This window comes from Actinacidiphila sp. bgisy160 (genome assembly GCF_965342435.1).
In the GTDB taxonomy this organism is placed as follows: Bacteria; Actinomycetota; Actinomycetes; order Streptomycetales; family Streptomycetaceae; genus Actinacidiphila.
This window is the reverse complement of sequence record NZ_CBDRCM010000011.1, coordinates 49,049-72,316: the sequence shown is the minus strand read 5'-3', so window position 1 is coordinate 72,316 and position 23,268 is coordinate 49,049. Positions and strand designations below refer to the sequence as shown.

Sequence of the window (23,268 nt, the reverse complement as noted above, 5' to 3'; positions counted from 1 at the left end):
TTGGGTCGGTTATGTTTCTTTTGCGTACTGATGTTTGGAATCACCCCCGGTGGGGCGAACCCTGCTGGCAGAATCCGCTTCCATGAGCGAAGCGAACGCACTGCTGCCCGACCGCGCCCGGATCTTCGTCGCGGGCCACCGTGGCCTGGTCGGATCGGCGTTGACCCGACGGCTCGCCGCCGACGGGCACGAGGTGATCACCCGTGGCCGCGGGGAACTCGATCTGCGTGACGCGGCGCGCACCGAGGCGTTCCTGAAGGAGCAGCGGCCCGACGCGGTGGTGCTGGCGGCCGCCAAGGTCGGCGGCATCATGGCCAACAGCACCTACCCGGTGCAGTTCCTCGAGGACAACCTGCGCATCCAGCTGAGCGTGATCGCCGGGGCGCACGCGGCCGGGGTGGGCCGGCTGCTCTTCCTCGGCTCCTCGTGCATCTACCCGAAGCACGCGCCGCAGCCGATCCACGAGGACGCACTGCTCACCGGCCCGCTGGAGCCGACCAACCAGGCGTACGCACTCGCCAAGATCGCCGGCATCGTCCAGGTGCAGTCCTACCGGCGGCAGTACGGCGCCTCGTTCGTGTCCGCGATGCCCACCAACCTGTACGGCCCCGGGGACAACTTCGACCTCGAGACCTCGCACGTGCTGCCCGCGCTCATCCGCCGTTTCCACGAGGCGCGCCGCGACGGCGCCCCCGAGGTGGTGCTGTGGGGCTCCGGCAGCCCGCGCCGGGAGTTCCTGCACGTCGACGACCTCGCCGCCGCGTGCGCGGTGCTGCTGCGCTGCTACGACGGCGAGGAGCCGGTCAACATCGGTTGTGGCGCCGACCTGACGATCCGTGAACTGGCCGAGATCGTACGGGAGGTCACCGGCTACGAGGGTGCCATCGCCTGGGACACCTCCAAGCCCGACGGCACCCCGCGCAAGCTGCTGGACATCTCCCGCCTCTCCGCGCTCGGCTGGAAGCCGGCGATCCCGCTGCGGGACGGGATCGCCGCCACGTACCGCTGGTGGAGGGACGATCGCGCTGCCTGACATTCAGTACGCTCCGCGGCCGTCCACGACGGCCCGGAACGTGCGGGCCATCACGTCGACGTCGCTGGTGAAGGTCCAGTTGTCGACGTACCGGAGGTCGAGCTGCAGCGTTTCGTCCCAGGAGAGGTCCGAGCGCCCGCTGACCTGCCACAGGCCCGTCAGGCCGGGCTTCACCGACAGCCGGCGCAGGGCGACCTCGTCGTAGCGGGCGACCTCGTCCGGCAGCGGGGGACGCGGGCCGACCAGCGACATCTCGCCCCGCAACACATTGATCAGTTGCGGCAGTTCGTCCAGCGAGCAGCGGCGCAGGATCCGCCCGACCCGCGTGACGCGCGGGTCGCGGCGCAGCTTGAACATCAGGCCGTCGTTCTCGTTGGCGGAGGCCAGCTCGGGCTTGCGGTCGTCGGCGTCCGTCACCATCGTGCGGAACTTCCACATGGTGAAGGGCACGCAGTCCAGCCCATGCCGGATCTGCTGGTAGAACACGGGCCCCTTGGAGCCCAGCCGGATCGCCGCCGCGATGAGGCCGAACAGCGGGGAGAGCAGCAGCAGTCCGACGGCGGCCCCGGCGCGGTCCAGCACCTCCTTCAGGCCCACCTGGAAACCGCGCCGCAGCGGCGGGCTGATGTGCAGCAGGGTGAGCCCGGCGGCGGAGGTGAGCTCCACCCTGCGTACCGCCACGTCGGTCAGGCCCGGGAGCACGGCCAGCGGGATGCCGGCGTCGTGCACGGCCCACGACAGCCGCCGCAGGCGTTCGCCGGCCATCCGCGGGCCGGGCGCGACCAGCACCAGGTCGGCGCCGAGCTCCCGGGCCGCGGTCAGCACCGCGCCGGAGTCGGCGCTCGGCCGCGCCGGTGCCAGTGACTCCAGCCGGGCGGCCACGGGCGCGCCGCACTCCAGGTTGGCCAGGCCCACCGGGATGGTGCCGACCACGACGTACTCGTGGTCGGTGCGCGCGGCCAGCTGGTCGACGACGTAGTCGGCCGCGCTCGGCTCGCCGATCACCAGGACGCGGCGCACCGCGTGCGCCTCGCGGCGGGAGGCCAGCAGATGACGGTAGGTCAGTTTGCGGCAGGCGGTGGTCAGCAGCAGACCCGGGGTGAGGGCGAGCAGCGCCACGTACGGTTCGGAGTGCTCGCCGAGCAGCGCGCGGACCACCGCGAGCACGCCGAGCAGGACCAGCCAGTCGTAGAGCACGGACAGCCCGCTGCGCGACTCGCCGAGCGCGCGCTGGCCGTACCGGCGGCGGGCGATCTGGACGGTCGGCCAGGCGGCCGCGGCGGTCACGGCGCACAGCACGGGATGTGGCTGGAGCGTGGCGTCGAAGACGACTCCCACCGGGAGCGCGACCCCCACCGCGTCCGTGACGAGCGCCGCCGGCAGGTACCAGCGGGCCTTGTCGCTCAGCCCGCGCGGGGCGGCCGTACGGCCGGGCGCGGGGGACGTATCTATCGGGACTGAATTGGGTATACCGACACGCCGCATGGACCCCCCTGGCACAACGCGACAAAAGTGGGCACACCCGCTACTTCCCCAAGTAGCCGTGCGCCGTAATAACCCGGAACGCTATGCCAAACAGTTGTGTGTTCGCTGCGGTTTACGAAATTTCGGAGGCCAGTTGTCCTGAAGTTCACATACGGCTTGATCTGTCCGCTCAGTGGCCCTGTGATGTGGTAATGCGCCGTCTGCGGAGCGTTCCTGATTGTGCGGGGTCGCGGGCGCCCTGTACACCCCCGGACGCGCTCCGGTGGGCGGTTCGTGCGCCCCCTGGCCATGGTGCGGTACGCCCCGGCACTTCGTATACGGGCGCGCGCGGGTGGAACCGCTCATTCCGGGCGGGTGGGCGGGTGACGGAGCGGGCGGACCGGGTCAGTATGGTGTGGCCATGCCAGGAAGCCGCATCGCTCCCGCCCCGAGACACATCGGCAGTCCGGTCCGGTTCCTGTGGTGGCTGGTCGTCAGCCAGCGCCGCCGCGTGGTGCTCGGGGCGCTGCTGGGCAGCACGTGGATGGCGAGCCTGGCCCTCTCGCCGTACCTGCTGTCGCGCGCGGTCGACGACGGCCTGCGCGCGCACGACCACGGTGCCCTCGCCGGCTGGGCCGCGGCCATCCTCGCCGGCAGCGCGGGCACGGCGTGGCTCGGCGTCGCGCGGCACCGGACGATGACCAAGGTCCGGATGGACGCCTCTTTCCGCACAGTCCGGGTCACCGTCGCGCACGCGACGCGCCTCGGTGCCACCCTGCCGCGCCGGGTCACGGCGGGCGAGGTCGTCGCCATCGGCATGAGCGACGTGCAGGCCATCGCGCAGTCGCTGACCGTGACCGGACCCGGGGTCGGCGCCGTCGTCGCGTACGTCGCCGTCGCGGTGCTCCTGCTGTCCATATCCCCGCTGCTCGCGGTCGTGGTGCTGGCCGGGGTGCCGCTGCTCGCCCTCACCGTCGGGCCCCTGCTGCGCCGGCTGCAGGGGGTCGGCACCGGCTACCGTGAACAACAGGGCGCGCTGACCGCGCGGTTGGTCGACGTGGTGACCGGACTGCGGGTGCTGGGCGGCCTCGGCGGCAAGGACGCGTACGCCGCGCGCTACCGCCGCGACTCCGCGGACCTGCGCGAGCAGGGGTACCGGGTCGGCGCCGTGACCAGCTGGGTCGGCGCCCTCGGCAACGGCCTCCCCGCGCTCTTCCTCGCGGTGGTGACCTGGCTGGCCGCGCGGATGGCCGCACAGGGCTCGCTCAGCGTCGGCGACCTCGTCGCCGTCTACGGCTACGTCGCCGTGCTGGTGATCCCGGTGGCGTTCTTCATCGAGGGCGGCGCCGATCTCGCCCGGGCCACCGTCGCCGCACGGCGGGTCATCCGCTTCCTCGCCCTGCGGCCCGAACACGCCGACGACCCGGACGCCCCGGGGCGGGTCACCGCCCACCTCCCGGACGGGCCCGCCGTGCTGCGCGACCCCGGCTCCGGAGTGGAGGTCCGCCCCGGGCTGCTGACCGCGCTCGCCGCCACCCGCCCCGAGGACGCCGTCGCCGTCGTCGACCGGCTCGGCCGGTTCGCCCCCTCCGACGCGACCTGGGGCGACGTCCGGCTGCACGCCGTCTGCGTGGAGGCGCTCCGCGACCGCGTCCTCGTCGCGGACAACGAGGCCGACCTCTTCGCCGGCACGGTCCGCGAGGTCGTCGCCGGACGCCACGAGCCGGCCGACGACGCGATCCGCGCGGCCGTCCACGCCGCCGTCGCCGACGACGTCGTCGACGCCCTCCCCGACGGCCTCGACTCCGCCGTCGCCGCCCAGGGCCGCAACCTCTCCGGCGGCCAGCGCCAGCGGCTGCGGCTCGCCCGCGCCCTGCACGCCGCCCCGGACACCCTGCTCGCCGTCGAACCCACCTCCGCCGTCGACGCGCACACCGAGGCCGCGATGGCCGCACGGCTGCGCGCCGCGCGGCAGGGCCGCACCACCCTGGTCACCACGACGTCGCCGCTCGTGCTCGAACAGGCCGACGTCGTCGTGTTCGTCGTCGACGGCAAGGCGGCCGCCACCGGCACGCACCACCACCTGCTGCGCGACGAGCCCGGTTACCGGGCACTGGTGGCGCGCGGCACGGGTGAGGAGGCCGGAAGGTGACGGGGGTGCTGCCGGTCGCCGACCGCGCCCGGGTCCGTCGCGCCGCGTTCGGCGAACTGCGCGCCGAACGGCGCGCGTTCGCCGGAGTGCTCGCGCTCAACGCGCTCGCCGCGGCCGCCGGACTCGCCGGGCCGCGGCTGCTCGGCGCGATCGTCGACACCGTCAAGGACGCGCCCGGCCGCGCCGCCCTCGCCGCCGTGGACCGGCTGGCGCTCGCCATCGCCGCCTGCACGGTGCTGCAGATCCTGCTCTCCCGTCAGGCCCTGCGGGCCGGCGCCCGCTTCGGCGAGCGCACCGCGGCCCGGATTCGCGAGCGCTTCCTCGACCGTACGCTCGCGCTGCCCGCCGCCACCGTCGAACGGGTCCCCACCGGCGATCTGGTCGCACGCGGCACCACCGACGTCACCGCCGTCGCCGTCACGCTGCGCGACGCGGTGCCCGAGGTCCTCATCTCCTGCGTCCAGGTGCTGTTCGTCGTCGGCGCCGTCGTCCTGCTCGACCCGCTGCTCGGACTGTGCGGCCTGGCCGGCATGACAGTGATGGCGGTCGCCCTGCGCTGGTACCTGCGCCGGGCCCGCGCCGCCTACCTGGCCGAGGGCGAGGCCAACTCGGCGCTCGCCGAGGAACTCGCGGCCACGGCGGGCGGGGCCCGCACCGTCGAGGCGCTCGGCCTGCAGGAACGCCGCGTCGCGACGGCCGAGGCCGCCGTCGCGCAGGCCCGCCGCACCCGGCTGCGCACGCTCTGGCTGCGCACGGTGCTCTTCCCCGCCGTGGACGTCTCCTACACGCTGCCGGTGGTGTGCGTCCTGCTGGCCGGCGGCGCGCTGCACGCCCGGGGTGCCGTCTCCCTCGGCACCGTGATCGCCTCCGCGATCTACCTGCGGCAGATGGCCGGGCCGCTGGACAACCTGCTGCTGTGGGTGGAGCACCTGCAGGGCAGCGCCGCCTCGTACGCCCGCGTCGAGGGCCTGGCCATGGTCCCCGGGGCCGGGCCGCCCACCACGGACGTGCCCGCCGACGACCGCATCGAGGTGGTGGACGTCCGGTACGCGTACGGCCACGGCGGCGATGTGCTGCACGGCGTCCACCTGGACGTACGGCCCGGGGAACGGCTCGCCGTGGTCGGCCCGTCCGGGGCCGGCAAGTCCACCCTCGGCCGGCTGCTCGCGGGCGTCGACCGGCCGCGCAGCGGCACCGTCACCGTCGGCGGTGTGCCGGTCGCCGACCTCGCCCCGGACGACCTGCGCCGCCAGGTCGTCCTGGTCACCCAGGAACACCACGTCTTCCACGGCACGCTCCGCGACAACCTCCTCATCGCGAAACCGGCCGCCGGCGACACCGAGCTGCGCGCCGCGCTCGCCGCCGTCGACGCCGGCTGGGCCGGTGAACTGCCCGGCGGTCTCGACACCGAACTCGGCGGTGGCGCCCACCGCCTCGACGGCGCCCAGGCGCAGCAACTCGCCCTGGCCCGGGTCGTGCTGGCCGACCCGCACACCCTGATCCTGGACGAGGCCACCGCACTGCTCGACCCCACGACGGCGCGCAGCACAGAGCGTGCCCTCGCCGGTGTCCTGCGGGGCCGTACGGTCATCGCCATCGCCCACCGGCTGCAGACCGCACACGACGCGGACCGCGTCGCCGTCATGGACCGCGGTGTGGTCACCGAGCTCGGCACCCACCACGACCTGGTGGCCGGCGGTGGGGCCTACGCCGCCCTCTGGCGTTCCTGGCACGGCACGACGGACACCCCGGACACGACGGACACGCCGGAGCGCCGGGACGGAACACCCGGCCGGCCGGCCGCTTGCGCCGGTCCACAGGGGCCACCGTGATGACACCGTCCGGCTCGCCGTCCCACTCCGACGGCAGCCCGACGGGGTTCAGGTCGTGGCGGGCTTGCCCGAGGGCTCGGCCTCCTTCCCAGCCCCTGCCCCGCCGGCGGCCGCGGAGGGCAGTGCGCGCCAGGGCAGCAGCAGGGCGCTGGCCAGGCACAGCACGCCCGCGACGACGATCGCCAGGCGGACACCTCCCACTGCGGCGACGGCGCCGCCGGCCAGCATGGACAGCGGCTGGGCCGTCCTGGATCCCACCGACCACGCGGTGACGACCCGGGTCATGACGGCGTCGTCCGTCGCGGCCATGCGGTACGTCGTGAAGGAGGGGTTGAAGACACCGGCGGCCAGCAGCAGGAAGGTGTTGGCGGTGATCAGGACGACGGGCCCGAGGGAGCCGGAAGGTGCCCAGGCGAGCAGCAGCAGCCAGGGCGTGCGCAGGACCCCGAACAGGAGCAGCACCCGGTGCGGGCCGAGCCGGCCGGTCAGCGGGGCGGTGAGGCGGGAGCCCAGGACGCCGCCGAGGCAGGGCAGTCCGAGCGCCAGGCCGTACTGCCAGGGAGCGAAGCGCAGTTCGCGGAGCATCAGGACGGTCAGCAGCGGGCTGCTCATCATGATGGCCCCGCCGAAGAGCATGGCGTTCCAGAACAGCGGCCGCAGTCCGCGGTGCCCCAGGACGTAGGTCCAGCCGGCCATCAGCTCCCGGCCGCGGCCGTGCGACCGGGACCGTGCCGGGGGCACCGGTTCGGGGCGGCGGATCCGGCGGACGCCCAGGGCGGACAGCAGGAAGGAGAACGCGTCCACGGCCAGCGAGACCGTCGTCCCGAAGGCGGTGACGAGCAGCCCGCCGATCGGCGGCCCCGCGCTCTGGCTGAGCCAGTTGGTGGTCTCCAGCCGCGAGGCCGCCCGGAGGCGCTCCGCCGGCGGGACGAGGCCCTTGAGGTGCGCGGTGCTCGCCGCGCCGAACACGATGGCCGCGGCCGACTGGAAGACACCCACCAGGCACAGCTGCGCGAAGGTGAGCACGCCGAGGGCGGCCGCGACCGGGACGCTGAGCAGCACGAGGCAGCGGACCAGATCGGCGGTGATCATGACCGGCCTTTTGCGGCGGTGCTCCACGTGGCCGCCCAGGGGGAGGGCGATGGCGGCGCCCGCGAGCGCCGACAGGGCCGCGAGGAGGGAGACCTGGAAGGTCGTGACGTCCAGCGCCAGCACGGCCACCAATGGCAGGGCCCCGGAGCCGACCGCGCTCCCCGCCGCGCTCACCGCGTAGGCGCCCCACAGCCGGCCGAAGTCTCGGCGCATGTCATCCGATTGATCATCCGGCGAGGTCATGACGGCAGAGCCTAGGGGTCACCGACGACAACGCGGCGGATGCGTGGGCCGGATGGCACGACGCCGCGAGGATCCGGACCGACGCAACCCCCGGGCCTGCCCCAGGGGTTCCGTCGGTCCCGGACGATCACCCTGGCGTGGCCGCCGAGACCGAGGCCGAGCAGGACCCGGCGGACCCGGCCGACCCGCCGCAGGACCTCATCCCCGTCCGCCGCGTCATCGACCTCCAGGTCGAGGTGGCAGCGGCCCTCGCCGGTCCAGGCGCCGGTGATCTCACCGTCGTCCCCGAACGCGGCCTCCTGCGCCTCCTCGGCCTCGTCCGGTCGAGGGGGGCAGCGGTGAGCACGATCTCCAGGAACATCGCGCGACCTCCTGCCGACCGGGTGCCGGAGCACCCTGCCGGCGACCGCGCCGGCCCGCTCCGGGCGGGCCTTACCCTTGATCCTTGTGTCCTCTCTGCAATCCGCCCTCGCCGGTCTCCTCGACGGGCTCCCGCCCGGCCGTGCCGCCCAGGCCGTCGACCGGCTGATCGCCACCTACCGGGGGCGCACCCCCAGCAGCACCCCGATCCTCCGCGACCGCTCCGACGTCGCCGCATACGCGGCGTACCGCATGCCGGCCACCCACGCCGCGGTCGGCGCGGCGCTGGCGGAGTTCCGGGCCCGGGCGGGGGAGTGGGCCCCGGCCGGCCACCTGGACGTGGGCGGCGGGACCGGCGCCGCGACCTGGGCGGTCGCCGACGCCTGGGAGGACGGCACGCACACCAGCACCGTCCTCGACTGGTCGGACGCGGCGCTCTCGCTCGGCCGTGAGCTGGCCGCGGGCTCGGAGCACGCGGCGGTGCGGGACGCGCGCTGGCAGAAGACGCCGCTGGGCGGCGGGGCCCGGCTGCCGGAGGCGGACCTGGTCACGCTGTCGTACGTCATCGGCGAGCTCACCGGACCCGACCGCGACGCGGTCGTCGCCGAGGCCGCCAGGGCGGCGCGCGGCGCCGTGCTCATCGTCGAGCCGGGCACCCCCGACGGCTACGCGCGGATCCTCGCGGCGCGCGCGAGGCTCGTCGCGGACGGCTTCCACGTTCTCGCTCCCTGCCCCCACGACGGCACGTGCCCGGTGCAGGCCCCGGACTGGTGCCACTTCGCGGCGCGGGTCGCCCGGACCTCACTGCACCGGCAGGTCAAGGGGGGCTCCCTCCCGTACGAGGACGAGAAGTTCAGCTACGTCGCCGCGGCCCGCTTCCCCGCGGCGCGGCACGGCTCACCGGACCGGGTGGTCCGGCACCCGCAGATCCGCAAGGGGCAGGTCCTCGTCGACCTGTGCACGGTCGAGGACGGCCTGCGCCGCGACACCGTCACCAAGCGGCACGGGCCGCTGTACCGCGCCGCCCGCGACGTCACCTGGGGCGACACGTGGCCGCCTCCTCCGGCGGAGCCGGAGTAACCCCGGGGCGGGCCGCCGGACAAGGCCGATGCGCCGGGTCCGGGGAGCGACCGCCTGTCGTCGGCGGGCGGTGGGCGGCGGATGGTGGCTCGCCGGACCGCGTGGTGCGGCGCCGGCAGTTGCGCGACCTCGTCCGGGACGACGTGCGGCCGGTGCCCCGGGTGCGCGGAGCGGCTCGCCTGCCGGGGAGCCGTCGCGCACCGCGCAGGCCGCACCCCGCCGTGCGTTCAGCGGCCGCCCAGCACCGCCATGGCCGCGTTGTGGCCGGGGACGCCGCTGACCCCGCCGCCGCGCACCGCGCCCGCCCCGCACAGCAGGACGTTCGCGTGCGCGGTCCCCACGCCCCAGGCGCCGCCGCCCGACTCCGCGTAGGGGAAGGCCAGGTCCCGGTGGAAGATGTGCCCGCCGGGCAGGCCGACCTCCCGCTCCAGGTCGAGCGGCGACTTCGCCTCGATGCACGGCCGCCCGTCCGCGTCCACCGCCAGGCAGTCCGCCAGCGGCTCCGCCAGCACCGCGTCCAGCTGCGCCAGGGTGGCCTTGAGCAGGGTCTCCTTCGCCTGCGCGGGGTCGTCCGTGAACAGCCGCGCCGGGGCGTGCAGCCCGAAGAGGGTCAGGGTGTGCACGCCCTGGGCGGCGAGCTCGGGGGAGAGGATCGAGGGGTCGGTCAGCGAGTGGCAGTAGATCTCGGAGGGCGGCGCCGTGGGCACCGCGCCCTCGGCCGCCTCGCGGTAGGCCCGGTCCAGCTGGGTGTACGACTCGGCGATGTGGAAGGTGCCGGCGAAGGCGTCGCGCGGGTCCACCGCCGTGTCGCGCAGCCGTGGCAGCCGCCGCAGCAGCATGTTCACCTTGAGCTGGGCGCCCTCCGGCTTGTCCGGGGGCGCCTCCCCCAGCAGTTCGGCCAGGGCGTACGGGGAGGCGTTGACCAGCACGTGGCCCGCGCCCACCAGGCCGCCCTCGAAGGACACCTCGGCCCGGGTGCCGTCGGTCTCGACGGCCGTGACCTCGGTCCCGGTCACGATCTCCGCACCGGCCGCCCGCGCCGCGTCCGCCAGCGCGTCGGTGAGGGCGCCCATGCCGCCGACGGGCACGTCCCAGTCCCCCGTGCCGCCGCCGATGACGTGGTAGAGGAAGCAGCGGTTCTGCAGCAGGGAGGGGTCGTGCGCGTGGCTGAAGGTGCCGATCAGGGCGTCGGTCAGCACCACGCCGCGCACCACGTCGTCCTCGAAGACGGACTCGACGGTCTCGCCCAGCGGCCGTTCGAACAGCGCCGACCAGGCCTCCGCGTCGTCCACGGTCCGCTCCAGCTCGGCCCGGGAGGGCAGCGGCGCGGTCAGCGTCGGAAAGACGCGCTCGGCGACCCGCTGCGTCATGCCGTAGAAGCGCTGCCAGGCCTCGAAGTCGCGGTCGGAGCCGGTCAGCCGGACGAAACTCTCGCGGGTCGCGGAGGGCGACTCGGCGTCGACGAGGAGGCCGCCGTCGCCGTGCGGGGTGTACGAGGAGATGCGGCGGCGCCGGACGGCGAAACGCAGCCCCAGGTCGTCGACGATCTTCCGGGGCAGCAGGCTCACCAGGTACGAGTAGCGGGACAGCCGTGCGTCCAGACCGGTGAACGCCCGCGTGGAGACGGCGGCGCCGCCGGTGTCCGGCAGCCGCTCCAGCAGCAGCACGGAGCGGCCGGCGCGGGCGAGGTAGGCGGCGGCGACCAGGCCGTTGTGGCCGCCGCCGACGATCACGACGTCGTACGAGGTGCGGAGGGGCAGCTGCTGCGACATGCGCCCTTTCGTATCACGGTCAGTCGCGCAGCTCCATGGTGCAGCACTTCACACTGCCTCCGGCCTTGTGCAGTTCGGACATGTCCACCGGCACCGGCTCGAAGCCGCGCTCGCGCAGCCGCCGCAGCAGCCCGGTGGCCCCGGAGGGGATCAGGACGTGCAGGCCGTCGCTGACGCTGTTCAGGCCGAAGGCCGTGGCGTCCTGGCGGGTGGCGGTCAGCGCGTCGGGGAAGAGCCGGCGGAGCACCGCGCGGCTGCCGGGGGAGAAGGCGTCCGGATAGTACATGATCTCGTCGCCGGCGAGCACGCACAGCGCCGTGTCGAGGTGGTAGAAGTGCGGGTCGGTGAGCTCCAGGCCGATGACGGGGCGGCCGAAGAACTCCTGGAGCTCGGCGTGCGACAGCGGGCTGCTGCGGAACCCCTTCCCGGCCAGCAGCCAGCTCTCGGTGACGGCGAAGTCCCCCTCGCCCTCGTTGACGTGGTGCGGGTCGTGCACCTCGCCGTAGCCGCGGCCCAGGAACCACTCGCGGTGCGCGGGCGCCTCCGCGGCCCGTTCGGCGTTGGCGAAGCGGGCCCCGAAGACCCGGCCGTCGACCACGGTGGCGCCGTTGGCGGCGAAGACCATGTCCGGCAGGCCCGGCAGCGGCTCCAGGACGTCCACCGTGTGCCCCAGCGAGCGGTAGCGGTCGCGGAGGTCCTCCCACTGGAGCAGGGCGAGCGCGGGGTCGACCGGCTTCGTGGGGTCCATCCAGGGGTTGATGGAGTACGTGACGCGGAAGTACGTGGGAGGACACATCAGATACCGGCGGTACGAGGCGGTTCGCGCTGCGCTCAATGAAGGCTCCTCGCGGTGTGGTTGAGGCCGTAGAGACATGGTGGACCCGCAGCGGACGCCACGCACCGGATTGCGGACGCAAACACCTCCCGGCGCAGCGGTCCCAGAAGCACCAGAGGGCCCCGTGCCGGGTTGCCCCAAGTTCCTCTTATGATTCGTAGGTGTTCGATTCCAGACACATCAAGACCTTCCACACCGTGGTCACGGCCGGCTCCTACTCGGCCGCGGCCGCGGCGCTGGGCTACACGCAACCCGCGGTCACCCAGCAGATGAAGGCGCTGGAGCGCTCGGTCGGCACCGCGCTCTTCGTCCGCGTCGGGCGGCGCATGCGGCTGACCGAGGCGGGCGAGGCACTGGCCCGGCACGCCGAGACCATCCTCGACAGCATGTCCGTGGCCTGGGAGCAGATAGGGGCGGTGACCCGGCTGGAGACCGGCCGGGTGAGGCTGTGCGCCTTCCCCAGCGCCAACGCCACCCTGATCCCCGAGGCGCTGGCCCTGCTGGCGGCCGAGCACCCCGGCATACGGGTCGAGCTGCTGGGGGACGAACCGCCCGAGTCGCTGGAGCGGGTCACCCGCGGCGAGTGCGACATCACCCTCGCCTTCACCTATCCCGGACTGCACGAGGCGGTGCCGGACGACCTGGTCGAGATCCCGCTGCTGGAGGACCAGCTCATGGTCCTGATGCCGACCGGGCACCGGCTGGCCAGGTCCCGCTCGGTCAGGCTCCGCGACCTGGCGGACGAACGCTGGATCGCCGGCTGCATGCGCTGCCGGGTCAACTTCCTCCACGAGTGCGCCGAGCTGGGCTTCGCCCCCGACATCGCCTTCGCCACCGACGACAACCTGGTGGTGCAGTCGCTGGTCGCGGAGGGGCTGGGGGTCGCGATGATGCCCGGGCTGGTGCTGTCCTTCATGCGGCTGGACCGGGTCACCGGGCGGCCGCTCGACCCCGTCTCCCGCCGCCGGGTCGCGGCGTACGTGCCGCGCGACCATCTGCGGATCCCGGCCGCGGCGCTGGTGCTCGACGCGCTGCGGACGGTCGCCGAGCGGCGCAGTGGCTGCTGACCCGGGCCCCTGTCCGTGCCCCATCCATAAGGAGCGGCGCGGGCAGGGTGAAGGAACTGTCAGTGGACGCGCGGGCCCGCGCGCACGGACGCTGCGGGCATGACCTCCGCGACCGTTCCGGCGCTCTCCGCGCCCACCGCCCGGCTGGCCCGCCTCGTCGACGAGGTGCGCGAGACGGTCGGCCGTGGCCTGCCGCCCGGCCCGACGGCCCATCTGGTGGGCGAACGGCTCGCGCCGTACCTCGGCGCCGCCGGCCTGCTGGCCGACCGGCACACCGAGGGCGACCCGGACCGCTACCGCCAGCACATCCTGCACGCCGAGGAGGACGGCAGCTTCTCGATCGTCGCCCTGGTCTGGCTGCCGGGGCAGCGGACGTCCATCCACGACCACGTCTCGTGGTGCGTCACGGGCGTGCACCAGGGCCAGGAGCACGAGCGCCGCTACCGGCTGGTCCCCGACGGCGACGGCTCCCGCCTCGTCCCGACCCAGGACGTCGTCAACGCCCCGGGCGACGTGTGCGGCTTCGCGCCGCCCGGCGACATCCACGAGGTGTGGAACGGCGGTACCGGCAAGGCCGTATCGCTGCACATCTACGGGGCCGACATCTCCCGTCTGGGCTCCAGCGTGCGGCGGGTCTACCGGCTGCCGGTCGGCGAACGGTGAACCTCCGCACTCACGCGCCCGCCGCCGCCCCGTCGCCCGCCCCCGCGGGAGCGACCCCGGCGGCGCCCGCCGTGACCGCCCCCGCCGGAGGCGGTGCGGGCCGCCGCCGGGCCGCCGCGGCCGTGCTGCCCGGCCTGCTGGTCGCCGCCCTCGGCGCCGCGCTCGCGACCGCGCTGCACCTGCTGCTGCCCGCCGTGCCGGTGCCCACCACCGCCGTCGTCCTCGGCATCGCCGCCGCCAACCTGCCGGGCCTGCGCGCGACCCTGCGCGGCGGGGCCCGGCCCGGACTGACCTTCGCCGGGAAACGGCTGATGCGGGTCGGCATCGTCGTCCTCGGGCTGCAACTGAGCCTCGACGACGTGCTCGGCCTCGGCTGGGCCACGGCCGGCATGGTGGTCGGCGTCGTGGCCGCCACCTTCTGGGGCACCGTCTGGCTCGGCCGCCGCATGGGCCTGCGCGGCGACCAGCCCCTGCTCATCGCCACCGGCTACTCCATCTGCGGTGCCTCCGCCATCGGCGCGGTGAGCCAGGTCACCGGCAGCGACGAGGAGGACGTCGCCGCGTCCGTCGCCCTGGTCACGCTCTGCGGCACCCTGGCCATCGGCGTGCTGCCGCTGCTGCACCACCCGCTCGGCCTGGACGACGTCCAGTTCGGACGCTGGGCCGGGGCCGGCGTGCACGACGTCGGGCAGGTCGTCGCGACGGCCCAGACCGCGGGCCCGGCGGCGCTCGGCGAGGCGGTGCTCGTCAAGCTGATGCGCGTCGCGCTCCTGGCACCGCTGGTCGCCGCGGTCGCCTACTCCCTGCGCAGGCGGCGCGCCGGCTCCGGCACCGCGGGGCCCGATGCCACCGCGTCCGCGCGGCGGACCCCGCTGCTGCCCCTGTTCGTGGTCGGCTTCCTCGTCATGATCGCCGTGCGCGGCACCGGAGTCCTGCCGGCCGACGTGCTCGACGGCGCGCAGCGGTTGCAGCAACTGCTTCTGGCCATGGCCATGGTAGGGCTCGGCAGCATGGTGCACCTGCCCGCGCTCGCGCGGACCGGGCCGCGTGTGGTGGCGGTCGGCCTGATCTCCTGGACCCTCATCGCCACCGTCTCCTACGCCGGAGTGCTCCTGACCAGCTGACGCCCGCGACCGAGCGCCCGGCACCCGCGCCGGGGCGACCTCTAAGGTGAGCGCATGCCGACACCGCACACCGACCCCGACGCCGCCCTGCTCCCCGACACCCGCCGGGCGCTGCTGCACCGCGTCGCGGTCGCCCAGTCCCAGAGCCGTACCCCCTCCCTCGTGGCGGCCGTCGTCCGGGACGGCGAGAACGTGTGGACCGGGGCGCGTTCCTGCGTGGACGGGCACGCCCCGGACGGGGACACCCAGTACCGGATCGGTTCCATCACCAAGACCTTCGTGGCCGTACTGGTGATGCGGCTGCGCGACGCCGGGCGCCTCGGCCTTGACGACCCGGTCGAGAAGCACATCGGCGGCACCCCGGCGGACGGGGTCACCGTGCGCCAACTCCTCACACACACCGCGGGACTGGCCGCGGAGACCCCCGGACCCTGGTGGGAGCGCACGCCCGGCGAGCTGCGCCCGGAGACGGCCGACCTCCTCGGCGGGACCTCGCGGCTGCACCCCGCCGGCGAACGCCACCACTACTCCAACCCCGGGTACGCTCTGCTCGGCGCCGTCGTCGAGGCGCTCCACGACGGCCGGCCCTGGGACGAGGTGCTGACCTCCGAGGTCCTCCAGCCGCTGGGGATGACCCGTACGACGCGCCGCCCGCGTGCCCCGCACGCCGGCGGCTGGGCCGTCCACCCGTACGCCGAGCTGATGATGGCCGAGGCCGTGCAGGACACCGGGCTGATGTCCCCGGCGGGCGAACTGTGGTCGACCGCCGACGACCTGTGCCGCTGGGCGGCCTTCCTCGCCGCGGGCGACGAGCGCGTGCTGGCGCCGGCGACGCTGGAGGAGATGCGGAGGCCGGCCGCGCCGGGCGGCGACCAGGGCCTCGGCGTTCAACTGGCGAAGGCCCCGGGCGACCGGGTGCTGGTGGGCCACGGCGGCTCGATGCCCGGTTTCGTGGCCGGGCTGTGGTGCGACGTCGCCGAGGGCCTCGGCGCGGTCGTCCTCGCCAACTCCACCACCGGCGCCCCGGCCACGACGATCGCCGCCGACCTGCTGCGCCTCGTCGCCGAACGCGAGCCCCGCATCCCCGAGCCCTGGCGGCCGGTCTCCGACCCCGACCCGGAACTGCTCGCCCTCACCGGCCCCTGGTACTGGGGCACCGCCTCCCACGTTCTGCGCCTGCGCACCGGCCGCGACCTGGAACTGGCCGCCCTGTCCGGCACCGCCCGCGGTGCCCGCTTCCGCGCGGAACCGGACGGCACCTGGACCGGCCTGGACGGCTACTACGACGGCGAGACCCTCCGCGCCGTGCGCACCCCCGACGGCGCGGTCAGCCATCTCGACCTCGGCTCCTTCGTCTTCACCCGCACCCCTTACGACCCGACGGCCCCCGTCCCGGGCGGAGTCGACCCCTCGGGCTGGACCTCCCCCCTGGGTTAGCAGCCCCGGTCGTCCTGGGGACCCGCACTGACGGGGACGCCGACGCCGGCGCCGCCGGACGCGAGCCCCCGCGACGCCGGCGGACAGGCTGGTCAGATGAGTCGGGGCTGCCGGGCGCGGGGAACCGTCCCTTCGGGCTCCCGCCGCCGCGCTCACCGGCGTCGGCCGGTATCTCGCCGGGGAGCGCCTGAACCGCGCGCGTGCCTGGGCCGCCCGGCCCTGGCGGAGACGGCACGGCGAGCCCTGGCCGCGGTCGTCGATGAAGACCGAGGTCTCCGCCTCGGTGTGCCGGTCGTGGCTGGCGGAGCGGATGACGGCCGAGAACGGTGCGGTCGCGGAGCCGTGGGCCGGCGTCAAGGGAATCCTCCTGCGTCGGGCCTGCAGGAATCGTCGCGACTCAGGTAGACCTGAGTCGCTGGGTTGCCGACAAGCTGTCGGAAACCCAGGCGAGCGCGGATCGACCTCCCGGGGCGGTCGACGTGCCGTTCCGCGGGTGACAGTGGTCACGGCCGGCGAGGTCGGTGCGGGCCGCGCCGAGACTGCCGCGACCAGCGGCGACGTGGAAAACATAGCTGAATGTCAGCTGAATCCCTCATATGTCATTCCAACTGTTTGCCCCGATATGCGGGGCCGAATCGGCCGGGACGGAGCCGCCCCTCCCCGGGGGACCCGTGTGCGGCCGGAATGCGGACGGGGAGCAGGACGGTTCCAACCATCCGTGGATTCCTCCAACGGCCTTTACCTCGTTACATAAGGTGGAGCAAGGGTTCACGGGCGAGGAAAGGGGCTCGATGGTCACCAAGGGCAGGTTGTCCGACTGGCTGCGCCGCAAGACGGGGGAGCGTGGTGCCGGAGTGGACGGGGCCGCGGTCCGCGCGGCCGCCGGTGGCCGGAACGGGGACGACCTGCGCCGGGACGAGCTCGTGCTGGAGGCCGCGGACGCGGGGCTGCCGCTGGCACCGGCCGCCCATCCGTCGCCCGTCTCGGGCTACCGCTGTTCCTGTGACCGGATCGGCTGTCCCACCCCGGGCACGCACCCCGTCTCGTTCGCCTGGCAGACCCAGGCCACCACGGACCCCGAGCAGGTCAGGCGCTGGCTGCGCACGCACCCGCTGGCCAACTTCATCACCGCCACCGGCATCGCCCACGACGTCCTGGACGTACCCGCAGAGGCGGGCCGGATCGCCCTGGAGCGGCTGGCCGCCGAGGGCTCCGCGGCCGGTCCCGTCGCGGTCACCGACGGGCGGATGCTGTTCTTCACCGCCACCCGTGCCACGGCCGACGAGGACGAGTGGTGGCCCTGCGAACTGGACTGCCACCCGGAGACCCTCGACGAGCACCCGGGACTGCGCTGGCACTGCCGCGCCAGCTATGTGCTGCTCCCGCCCTCGCGGCTGCCCTCCGGCGCCACCGTGGCGTGGGTCACCGGTCACGGCCCGGACCGGGCGCTGCCCGACCCGCTGCCGCTGCTCGGGGTGCTGACCGACGCCTGCGCCCAGATCGAGCCCGAGCCCGAGACGGCAGGCTGGCTGCACTGACCCCGGCCGCTCGCCCCAGCCCGCACCGCCCCCCGCCGGTCACTCCCCGCGCGCGGCGACCAGGCCCACGGTGCGGGTGAGGAAGATGACCTGACCGCCGCCGTCCTTCTTCGACGGGACGAGCACGGCCTGGCGGGCGACCCGGCCCAGCGTCACCGACGTGTCCGGGGTGCCGGTCATCAGTGCCTTGGTGTACATGTCGACCCGCGGCGTGACGCCCGCCCGCAGCATGGTGATCTTCGCCGTGTGGTGCGTGGCGAAGAAGACCAGTGCGCCGCCGTCCTTGGTGCGCAGCCCGAGCGGGGCGAAGTCCCCCTCCGTGGCGGGCTGGTCGGCGTACTGGGTGGCCGACTGGGCGGTACGGGCGCTCTTCGCCCGGCTGGTGATCAGCTCCGAGGTCGACGAGCCCGGGGCGAACACGGACGCGTCCTTGGCGTCGCCCTTGGCCAGGTAGCCGGTGTAGGCGCCGCCCAGCTCGCCGGGATCCACCACCAGCCCCGACCCCTCGGCCTGCACCGGCTCCACGTACCCCTGCGCGTCACGGGTGAACTCCGGGATGGCGGAGGCCCGTACGGAGGCGACGTACGACACGCGCCACGCTTCGCGGGCGCCGCCCCGTTCGAAGACCATCAGCCAGCGGTTCGTGCCGGAGCCGGCGCCGCCCAGCTCCGGCGCGACGTCGGCCACGAACCACTTGGGCCAGCCCACCTGGCGGGGTATCAGGAAGCGCGGGTCGCCGAGTTCGAGCGCCTTGAAGCCGTGGTTGCCGCCGGGCTCGACGGCGTGCCGGGCGCGCAGACCGGCCCCGTCGACGGCGCCGAGGGGGCCGCTCTCGACGGTGGCGATCAGTTTCGCGTCGAGGTTCTTGTTCGCCTCGTTGTTGACCTCGGTGAAGCGGTCCAGGGCCTTGGCGGCCTCAGCCTTCGTCACCGCCGGGACGAGCGCCCGCTCCCCGTGCACCGTCACGCACCCGGTCAGCGGTGTCGCCGTCAGCGCCAGCAGGGCGAGCGCCGGCAGGAATCGCGGCCTGCGGGTCATCGGTCGTGGGCTCCTTCGGGGCTGCGGCGGACGGCGCCGTAACCCTACCGGGGCGGAGGAAGAGGAACAGCGCCGGTACGAGATACAGCGCCCAGACCGTGACCTGCAGCCAGGTCGGGTCGGGCTGGAAGTTGAACACGCCCTTGAGCAGCGTCCCGTACCAGGAGTCCACCGGGATCTGCTCGGCGATGTCGAAGGCCCGCGCGCCCAGCCCGGGCAGCCAGTCGGCCTCCTGCAGGTCGTGGAAGCCGTACGCGAGCACGCCCGCCGCCACCACGACCAGCATCGCGCCGGTCCACGTGAAGAACTTGGCGAGGTTGATGCGCAGCGCGCCCCGGTAGAACAGCCAGCCCAGCACCGCCGCGGTCAGCAGGCCCAGTACCGCGCCCACCAGCGGACGCACGCCGTCGTCCGTGGCCTGCACGGCCGTCCAGATGAAGAGCGAGGTCTCCAGCCCCTCACGTCCCACGGCGAGGAAGGAGGTGGCGACCAGCGCACCGGTGCCCATGGCGACGGCCGCGTCCAGCTTGCCGTGCAGCTCCGCCTTCAGGTGCCGCGCGGTGCGCCGCATCCAGAAGACCATCCACGTCACCAGGCCGACCGCGACGATCGACAGCGAACCGCCCAGCGCCTCCTGCGCCTCGAAGGTGAGTGTGGAGGAGCCGAACTGCAGGGCCGCGCCGAAGGCCATGCTCACCAGGACCGCGGTGCCCACGCCCAGCCAGACCGGCGGCAGCTTCTCCTTGCGGCCGGTCTTCACCAGGTAGGCGACCAGGATGCAGACGACCAGGCTGGCCTCCAGGCCCTCCCGGAGCCCGATCAGGTAGTTGGCGAACACCGCCGTCACTTCCCTTCAGTTGGTCTGGAAGAGCTCGCGGCCCCACCAGTCGTCCGCGTCGCGGACGCCCGGCGGTACGGCGTAGACGGCCGAACCCACGTGCTGGATGTACTCGTTGAGGGAGTCGAGCTTCGCCAGCCGCATCTGCAGCGGCACGAAGCCGTCCCGGACGTCGCGCTGGTACGCGATGAAGAACAGCCCGGCGTCCAGGCGGCCCAGGCCGTCGGTGCCGTCGGTGAAGGAGTAGCCGCGGCGCAGGATCGTCACACCGCTGTTGTCGGGGTGCGCCAGCCGGACGTGCGCGTCCGGGAGCATCGCCTTGAAGTCCGGTGCGTCGTGTTCGCGCTGCCTGCCGATCGGGGCCCCCTCGCCCTTCGTCCGGCCGAAGATCTGCTCCTGCTCCCGCAGCGGGGTGCGGTCCCAGGTCTCGATGTGCATCCGGATGCGGCGGGCGACCAGGTACGAGCCGCCGGCCATCCAGGACGGGCCGTCCTTCGAGGACACCCACACGTGCTTGTCCTGAGCGGCCCGATCGGAGCCCGCGACGTTGTGCGTGCCGTCCTTGAAGCCCATCAGGTTGCGCGGGGTCTGCTCCTCGGGCGTGGTCGATGAGGTCTTGCCGAAGCCGAGCTGCGACCAGCGCATCGCGACCTTGCCGAAGCCGATCCGGGCCAGGTTGCGGATGGCGTGCACCGCCACCTGCGGGTCGTCCGCGCAGGCCTGGATGCACAGGTCGCCGCCGCTGCGGTTCGGGTCGAGGGCGTCGCCGGGGAACTTGGGCAGGTCCACCAGCGCCTCGGGGCGGTGCGCCTTGAGGCCGAAGCGGTCCCCGCCGTCCTTCGTGGTGAACAGCGAGGGGCCGAAGCCTATGGTGAGGGTGAGCCGCGAGGCCTGCAGGCCCAGCGCCTCGCCGGTGTCGTCCGGCGGGGCCTCGGCGAGGCCGCCGACCGCGCCCTCGCCGACCGGCCGGCCCTGCGTCATCTTCCGGGCGGCATCGGTCCATTCCTTCAGGAGCGCGACCAGTTCCTCGCGGTCCTCGGTCTTGACGTCGAAGGACGCGAAGTGGAGCCGGTCCTGCACCGGGGTCGTGATGCCGGCCTGGTTCACCCCGTGGAAGGCGATCGCGCTGCCCGCGGCACCCGCGGGCTGCACGTCGTCCCCGGAGCGGACGGCGGCCACGGCGCCGCCGGCCGCGGCGGCCGCGGCGACGACGCCGGCACCGGTCCAGCCGAGCACCCTGCGCCGTGACGTGTATGTGACGGTCTCTTCGGACATGGTCCGCTGTCCCCTCGGATTACTTGGCGACGGCCGCGGCGAGCTTCGACAGGGGCTCGGCGAGCGCGTTGACCGCGTCCGAGAGCTCCTTGCGTCGGTCCTTGCCGACCGTGTCGTAGGAGACGAACTCCGTCGCGCTGCCGCCCTTGCGGTAGGTGTCGAGCAGCGTCGTCAGGGCCGGGAACCGCTTGTCCAGCTCGGCGGTCAGCGCCGCGTCCTTCCCGGCGGCGACCGGCTTCAGCAGCTCGTACGCCTTCAGGGCGCCCTCGACGTTGGCGTGGAAGTCCGACAGGTCGGTGTGGGAGTAGCGGTCCTCCTCACCGGTGATCTTGCCAGTGGCGACCTCGTCCAGCAGCTCCTTGGCGCCGTTGGCCATGCTGGTGGCGGTGATGTCGGCCGTGCCTACCCGGGTCCGCCAGTCCTTCAGGTCCGAGACCAGCTGGTCGGCGAGGGCGCCCTCCTCGGCCCCGGCCTTCTCGTCCTGCCACAGGGACTTCTCCAGCCGGTGCCAGCCGGTCCACTTCTGGCCGTCCTCCAGACCGTCCTCGCGGGTGTCGGTCAGCGGGTCGATGTCGCCGAAGGACTCGGCCACCGGCTCGGTGCGCTCCCAGCCGACACGGGAGGGCGCGAAGAGCGACTTGGCCTTCTCCACGTCGCCCGCCTTGACGGCGTCGGCGAACTGCTGGACCACCGGGATGGTCTGGTCGGCCTGCTCCTGGACGTACTTGCGGTACGCGGCCACGGCGGCGTCCAGGCGTGGGTCGGCCTTGGCGGCGCCCTTGCCGGTGACGGTGATCTTCTGGCGGATGCCGTCGCCCTTCATGCCGGGCTTGCAGGCGATCTCGTAAGTACCGGCCTTGATCTCGGCGGTGATGGTGGCCTTGGTGCCGGGGCCGATGTTCTCCCGCTCGGTCACGATCTTGCCGCTGGACGTGTAGACGTAGACCTCGGTGACCTTCGAGCCCTTGTTCTCCACGGCGAGCTGCACGTGGCCGGCCGGGAAACCGGTCCTGGAGACCTCGCACGCGGTGTCCGTCGCGGTGACCGTGACGGCGTCCGAGGACTTGTCGTCCGCCTTCTCCGCGCACCCGGTGACGGCCGTGACGGCGACCACTATGCCGGCGGCGGCTACTGCGGACATGCGGACGGCGGACATGCGATCTCCTGGCGGCTCAGTGGAACAGCTTAGGTAAGCCTTTCCTGTGGAAGGCTTGCCTAACCTATCCGAGGCGCTCCGCGCCTTTCCCCGTTTTTGGCAAAGGAAAGGTAATGGAAGGGTCAAGGCAGTGTCAGTACCTCCGCGCCCGTGTCCGTCACCACAAGGGTGTGCTCGAACTGCGCGGTGCGCTTGCGGTCCTTGGTGACGACCGTCCAGCCGTCGTCCCAGATCTCGTACTCGTGGGTGCCCAGGGTCAGCATCGGCTCGATGGTGAAGGTCATCCCCGGCTTCATGACCGTGGTCGCGCGGGGGTCGTCATAGTGCGGGACGATCAGGCCGGAGTGGAAGGCGGTATTGATGCCGTGGCCCGTGAAGTCGCGCACGACGCCGTAACCGAATCGCTTGGCGTAGGACTCGATGACGCGGCCGATCACATTGATCTGCCGTCCCGGCTTGACCGCCTTGATGGCGCGGTTCAGCGATTCCCGGGTGCGTTCCACCAACAGCCTTGATTCCTCGGCCACTTCACCGACGAGATAGGTGGCGTTGGTGTCCCCGTGCACCCCGTGGATGTAGGCGGTCACGTCGAGGTTGACGATGTCGCCGTCACGCAGCTCGGTGGAGTCGGGGATGCCGTGGCAGATGACCTCGTTGATCGAGGAGCACAGCGACTTGGGGAAACCCCGGTATCCGAGGTCCGAGGGGTAGGCCTGGTGGTCGCACATGTACTCGTGCGCGATCCGGTCCAGCTCGTCGGTGGCGACGCCGGGCGCGATGGCTTTGGCCGCCTCCTCCATGGCCTGCGAGGCGATCCGCGAGGCGATCCGCATCTTCTCGATCGTCTCCGCCGACTGCACCTCGGGGCCGTCGTACGGCCGCGGCGCCGGCCGGCCCACGTACTCCGGACGCGGGATCGAGGCGGGCACGGAACGGGTGGGGGAGAGCTTGCCGGGAACCAGGACAGACATGTCAGCGAGTGTATCGGCGGCCGTTCGGGCAGCATGGCGGCAGGACGTCGTACGAGGAGGGACGATGGCGCTGTTCAGGCGAGTCCGCAAGCCCGCGGGGAAACCTGGCGAGTGGTTCTACTGCATAGAGCACCACAAGGTAGAGGAAGGACCGGAGTGCCCCGCCAAGGACCGGATGGGGCCGTACCCGAGCCGGGCGGACGCGGAGCGGGCGATGGAGACGGCCGCCGAGCGGAACCTGCAGTGGGAGAACGACCCGCGGTGGAAGGACCGCGGGCGGGAGGACGGGGAGGAGTGA

The 23,268-nt window shown here is 73.5% G+C and carries 18 protein-coding genes; 10 read left to right on the top strand and 8 right to left on the bottom strand.

The features are described from left to right. Positions 1 to 82 precede the first annotated feature (82 nt). Complete coding sequence (locus tag ACRWNP_RS12435) at positions 83 to 1,033, top strand: GDP-L-fucose synthase family protein (RefSeq protein ID WP_431961178.1); 951 nt, start codon at positions 83 to 85, stop codon at positions 1,031 to 1,033. A gap of 3 nt (positions 1,034 to 1,036) precedes the next feature. Here the strand turns inward: ACRWNP_RS12435 and ACRWNP_RS12430 are convergent, their stop codons facing one another. Then, complete coding sequence (locus tag ACRWNP_RS12430; protein WP_431961177.1) at positions 1,037 to 2,518, bottom strand: sugar transferase; 1,482 nt, start codon at positions 2,516 to 2,518, stop codon at positions 1,037 to 1,039. A gap of 400 nt (positions 2,519 to 2,918) precedes the next feature. Here ACRWNP_RS12430 and ACRWNP_RS12425 point away from each other — a divergent pair, with 400 nt between their 5' ends. Beyond that, positions 2,919 to 4,649: an ABC transporter transmembrane domain-containing protein gene (locus ACRWNP_RS12425; protein WP_431961176.1), complete on the top strand. Its 1,731-nt coding sequence runs from the start codon at positions 2,919 to 2,921 to the stop codon at positions 4,647 to 4,649. Then, a complete protein-coding gene (locus ACRWNP_RS12420) occupies positions 4,646 to 6,481 on the top strand; it encodes an ABC transporter ATP-binding protein (RefSeq protein ID WP_431961175.1) in 1,836 nt (611 codons plus the stop codon). Before ACRWNP_RS12425 ends, ACRWNP_RS12420 begins: the two co-directional genes overlap by 4 nt. Positions 6,482 to 6,529: 48 nt before the next feature. On the opposite strand, the gene ACRWNP_RS12415 is transcribed toward ACRWNP_RS12420, so the two are convergent. Then, the gene (locus ACRWNP_RS12415; RefSeq protein WP_431961174.1) at positions 6,530 to 7,786 is read right to left on the bottom strand and encodes an MFS transporter; all 1,257 of its coding nucleotides are present in this window, start codon (positions 7,784 to 7,786) and stop codon (positions 6,530 to 6,532) included. A gap of 477 nt (positions 7,787 to 8,263) precedes the next feature. On the opposite strand from ACRWNP_RS12415, the gene ACRWNP_RS12410 reads away from it, so the two are divergent. After that, the gene (locus tag ACRWNP_RS12410; protein ID WP_431961173.1) at positions 8,264 to 9,256 is read left to right on the top strand and encodes a small ribosomal subunit Rsm22 family protein; all 993 of its coding nucleotides are present in this window, start codon (positions 8,264 to 8,266) and stop codon (positions 9,254 to 9,256) included. Positions 9,257 to 9,483: 227 nt separating this feature from the next. Here the strand turns inward: ACRWNP_RS12410 and ACRWNP_RS12405 are convergent, their stop codons facing one another. Both ACRWNP_RS12405 and ddaH read right to left on the bottom strand, forming a co-directional pair. Beyond that, positions 9,484 to 11,016 (bottom strand): phytoene desaturase family protein, encoded by a 1,533-nt coding sequence (locus ACRWNP_RS12405; RefSeq protein WP_431961243.1) that lies wholly within the window; start codon positions 11,014 to 11,016, stop codon positions 9,484 to 9,486. Between the two features lie 31 nt (positions 11,017 to 11,047). Continuing rightward, the gene (gene ddaH / locus ACRWNP_RS12400) at positions 11,048 to 11,863 is read right to left on the bottom strand and encodes a dimethylargininase (RefSeq protein WP_431961172.1); all 816 of its coding nucleotides are present in this window, start codon (positions 11,861 to 11,863) and stop codon (positions 11,048 to 11,050) included. Positions 11,864 to 12,024: 161 nt separating this feature from the next. Between ddaH and ACRWNP_RS12395 the strand changes: the two genes are divergently transcribed. The 5 genes from ACRWNP_RS12395 to ACRWNP_RS12375 all read left to right on the top strand — a co-directional run bounded on the left by ACRWNP_RS12395 (position 12,025) and on the right by ACRWNP_RS12375 (position 17,692). Next, positions 12,025 to 12,930 carry a LysR family transcriptional regulator gene (locus ACRWNP_RS12395; protein WP_431961171.1) on the top strand — a complete coding sequence of 302 codons (906 nt, stop codon included), beginning with the start codon at positions 12,025 to 12,027 and terminating at the stop codon, positions 12,928 to 12,930. 99 nt (positions 12,931 to 13,029) lie between these two features. Continuing rightward, positions 13,030 to 13,593 (top strand): cysteine dioxygenase, encoded by a 564-nt coding sequence (locus ACRWNP_RS12390; protein WP_431961170.1) that lies wholly within the window; start codon positions 13,030 to 13,032, stop codon positions 13,591 to 13,593. A 71-nt stretch (positions 13,594 to 13,664) separates the two neighbouring features. Beyond that, a complete protein-coding gene (locus ACRWNP_RS12385; RefSeq protein ID WP_431961169.1) occupies positions 13,665 to 14,717 on the top strand; it encodes a YeiH family protein in 1,053 nt (350 codons plus the stop codon). Positions 14,718 to 14,771: 54 nt separating this feature from the next. Continuing rightward, entirely contained in the window at positions 14,772 to 16,154 is a 1,383-nt protein-coding gene (locus ACRWNP_RS12380) for a serine hydrolase domain-containing protein (RefSeq protein ID WP_431961168.1), read from the top strand. 791 nt (positions 16,155 to 16,945) lie between these two features. Then, positions 16,946 to 17,692, top strand: a complete 747-nt coding sequence (locus tag ACRWNP_RS12375) for a bifunctional DNA primase/polymerase (RefSeq protein ID WP_431961167.1) — start codon at positions 16,946 to 16,948, stop codon at positions 17,690 to 17,692. A gap of 916 nt (positions 17,693 to 18,608) precedes the next feature. Here the strand turns inward: ACRWNP_RS12375 and efeU are convergent. From efeU to map, 4 genes are all read right to left on the bottom strand, one after another. After that, positions 18,609 to 19,568, bottom strand: a complete 960-nt coding sequence (gene efeU, locus ACRWNP_RS12370) for an iron uptake transporter permease EfeU (RefSeq protein ID WP_431961166.1) — start codon at positions 19,566 to 19,568, stop codon at positions 18,609 to 18,611. A gap of 15 nt (positions 19,569 to 19,583) precedes the next feature. Next, positions 19,584 to 20,843 carry an iron uptake transporter deferrochelatase/peroxidase subunit gene (efeB, locus tag ACRWNP_RS12365; protein WP_431961165.1) on the bottom strand — a complete coding sequence of 420 codons (1,260 nt, stop codon included), beginning with the start codon at positions 20,841 to 20,843 and terminating at the stop codon, positions 19,584 to 19,586. 19 nt (positions 20,844 to 20,862) lie between these two features. Further along, positions 20,863 to 21,999 carry an iron uptake system protein EfeO gene (gene efeO, locus ACRWNP_RS12360; RefSeq protein WP_431961164.1) on the bottom strand — a complete coding sequence of 379 codons (1,137 nt, stop codon included), beginning with the start codon at positions 21,997 to 21,999 and terminating at the stop codon, positions 20,863 to 20,865. Positions 22,000 to 22,121: 122 nt separating this feature from the next. After that, positions 22,122 to 22,970, bottom strand: coding sequence for a type I methionyl aminopeptidase (gene map / locus ACRWNP_RS12355; RefSeq protein ID WP_431961163.1), 849 nt, complete (start codon positions 22,968 to 22,970; stop codon positions 22,122 to 22,124). A gap of 64 nt (positions 22,971 to 23,034) precedes the next feature. Between map and ACRWNP_RS12350 the strand changes: the two genes are divergently transcribed. Further along, positions 23,035 to 23,268: a hypothetical protein gene (locus ACRWNP_RS12350; protein ID WP_431961162.1), complete on the top strand. Its 234-nt coding sequence runs from the start codon at positions 23,035 to 23,037 to the stop codon at positions 23,266 to 23,268.